Here is a 2,221-nt window from a genome sequence, read left to right as displayed (position 1 = left end):
ATTTCATATCAAGTATCGGCGAGACGAAGAGGCAGTCGCTAAGCTTTTCGTCGCGAAAGCTTAGCAGGCCGAGCCATGCCCCTAGGCTAACGGCAAACAGCGCGACCTCGCCCCAGAGCTTCTTTACATACGATAAAATTTGTAAAGTTTTGTCAGAAGTCAAAGTGAGAAAAAATTTGAGCTGGTCGCCTAAAGATAGGTATTGAGAGCAAATTTATTCAAAATCAAAGTGGTAAAATTTGATTTAAATTTTTTGACAAAAACCTTACGAAATTTTACACAGCTTTTAACACCCGTTTAAATGGGCATTAAAAGCATTTTATCATTCCGCGCTCTCTGCGCCCTGCACTCTTTTGAGCGTGGCGATAAGATTATCTCTAAATTTATAAATATCTTCGAGCTTTTCGAGCGGATATCTAGTCTCTTGTTTCTCTATTTCGTGAATGCCAATGTATTTCTTCGCCGTATTAAAGTGCAATCTAGCTATCCATTTGCGGTTATTATCATCGAAGAGTACTCCAAAATAGCTTTGAGTATCTCTTGCATAAATTTTATCAAGCTCCACATATTCGCCTAGTATTGATTTGATGATAAAAAAGCCTTGCAGCTCATCTTGCGTAGTTACGATCTTAGCTTCATCATTACTACTTTCGTCATCCTCGTCCGTGATATTTGCCGTTAAGCCCGCACGTACGGAATTTATCTTTTTTGAGGCTAGATCGGTCACTATCTCACTCAGAGCAGTTTTTGTATAGCTCTTAAAGTCCTCTAGCACACTTCCGGTTATGCGCGTTCCTTGTGGAAGTATTCTGCAGGCAAACATTCTAGCCAAATCATCGCTAGGTTTAGCGGTTTCTTCCTCAAATATCTTTTTTATCTCAAGTATTCGGCGCTGCTTATTCGCCATCTCCAGTATCGAGCTGATATTTAAATCGCTTTTCGTAAAGCGCTCAAGAGCTTTTACGTCGCGCTTGTTGAGCTCGTCAAGGTTTACAATAAGAAACGGATTGTCGTCAAGCCTATTTTCCTTGTTAATATCGGAATAAAATCGGTATTCTATGCCATTTGTTAGCAGTGCAAATTTAGCGTTAGTAACGCCAAAATATCGATATAGCTGGCTTGAGTGCTTATTTAAAACCTCGGTATGCTTTTTAACTTCTACTATGATGAGCGGTTTGCCTTCATACATTATGGCGTAATCTACTTTTTCGCCCTTTTTGATGCCCACATCGGCGGTGAATTCGGGCACTATGACGTTAGGGTCGAATATATCGTAGCCTAAAATTTGAAAAAACGGCATCACAAACGAGTGCTTCGTGGCTTCTTCGGTTTGTACGGAGTCCTTGATGCTCGATATTCGAGCACCCAGGCGCTGTAAATCCTCATATAAATCCATAAATTTATCCTTTTATATCGATTTCATATTACGCAACGTAGGACCTTGCCGACGATATATACTTGCAAATCGCTATCTGGTCCTATCTCGTAGCTATCGTATTCTTTATTAACGCTTTTGATGTGCAGTACGCCGTCGGGGCTTTTTTGTAGCAGCTTCACCATAAAATGGTCGCAGTAGTTGACGATATATAGCCCATCGCCTTCAAATTTTGCCGTGACGTCCGCAATCACCCAACTATCCGGATAAAGCATCGGCACCATAGAGTAGCCCTCTACCCGCATGCAGCGAATCATACTCGTATTTTTGGGGCATACCTTAAAAAGCATCCGAGAAAAAGGTACCAATACATCGGTATCGTAGATCTCAATGCCGTTTATATCGACGCTCTCGCCGGCGCCTACGGATGAGCTAAGCTTGCGGATAAAAATTTGATCCGTCTCGGCTTCTTTAAGGTTATGGCGAGAAACGACAGTATTTTTATCACTTACGAACGACTTACGAACTAAATTTTCATCGGACTTACGAACTACTAACGAACTTTTGTCCTTTATGAAAAAATCGGCATCAACATCCAAAACCCTTGAAATGTTTGATAATTTTTTAACTGGAATTTCAACCTTATCTGCTTCGTATAGTTGAATACTTGCTCTTGATATTCCGCTCAAATTTGCCAATTCTAGTTGAGTTAATCCACGCTCTTCTCTTAAGTTTTTAATTTTTAAGCCTAAATTCATATGCTTATCCTTGACAAAGCATAATATTTTATGCTATAATTCAAAATATACTTAGAAAAGATAATACCTATAAAAAGGTTAAGATTTT

At 39.7% G+C, this 2,221-nt stretch carries 2 protein-coding genes; both read right to left on the bottom strand.

Annotated features, from left to right (window positions below; all coding sequences use genetic code 11):
• Positions 1-322: 322 nt before the first annotated feature.
• Positions 323-1,396 carry a type I restriction endonuclease gene (locus Q0340_RS02410; protein WP_298082015.1) on the bottom strand — a complete coding sequence of 358 codons (1,074 nt, stop codon included), beginning with the start codon at positions 1,394-1,396 and terminating at the stop codon, positions 323-325.
• A gap of 23 nt (positions 1,397-1,419) precedes the next feature.
• Complete coding sequence (locus Q0340_RS02405) at positions 1,420-2,133, bottom strand: LexA family transcriptional regulator (protein ID WP_298082014.1); 714 nt, start codon at positions 2,131-2,133, stop codon at positions 1,420-1,422.
• Positions 2,134-2,221 lie beyond the last annotated feature (88 nt).

The sequence above is a fragment of the uncultured Campylobacter sp. genome, assembly GCF_938045595.1.
In the GTDB taxonomy this organism is placed as follows: Bacteria; Campylobacterota; Campylobacteria; order Campylobacterales; family Campylobacteraceae; genus Campylobacter_B.
This window is presented reverse-complemented; position numbering and strand designations above follow the sequence as displayed.

What these genes read in the sequence shown, in the direction of transcription:
- Q0340_RS02405 (WP_298082014.1), bottom strand. Translation starts at nt 2,133, where the DNA reads ATGAATTTAGGCTTAAAAATTAAAAACTTAAGAGAAGAGCGTGGATTA.
- Q0340_RS02410 (WP_298082015.1), bottom strand. Translation starts at nt 1,396, where the DNA reads ATGGATTTATATGAGGATTTACAGCGCCTGGGTGCTCGAATATCGAGC.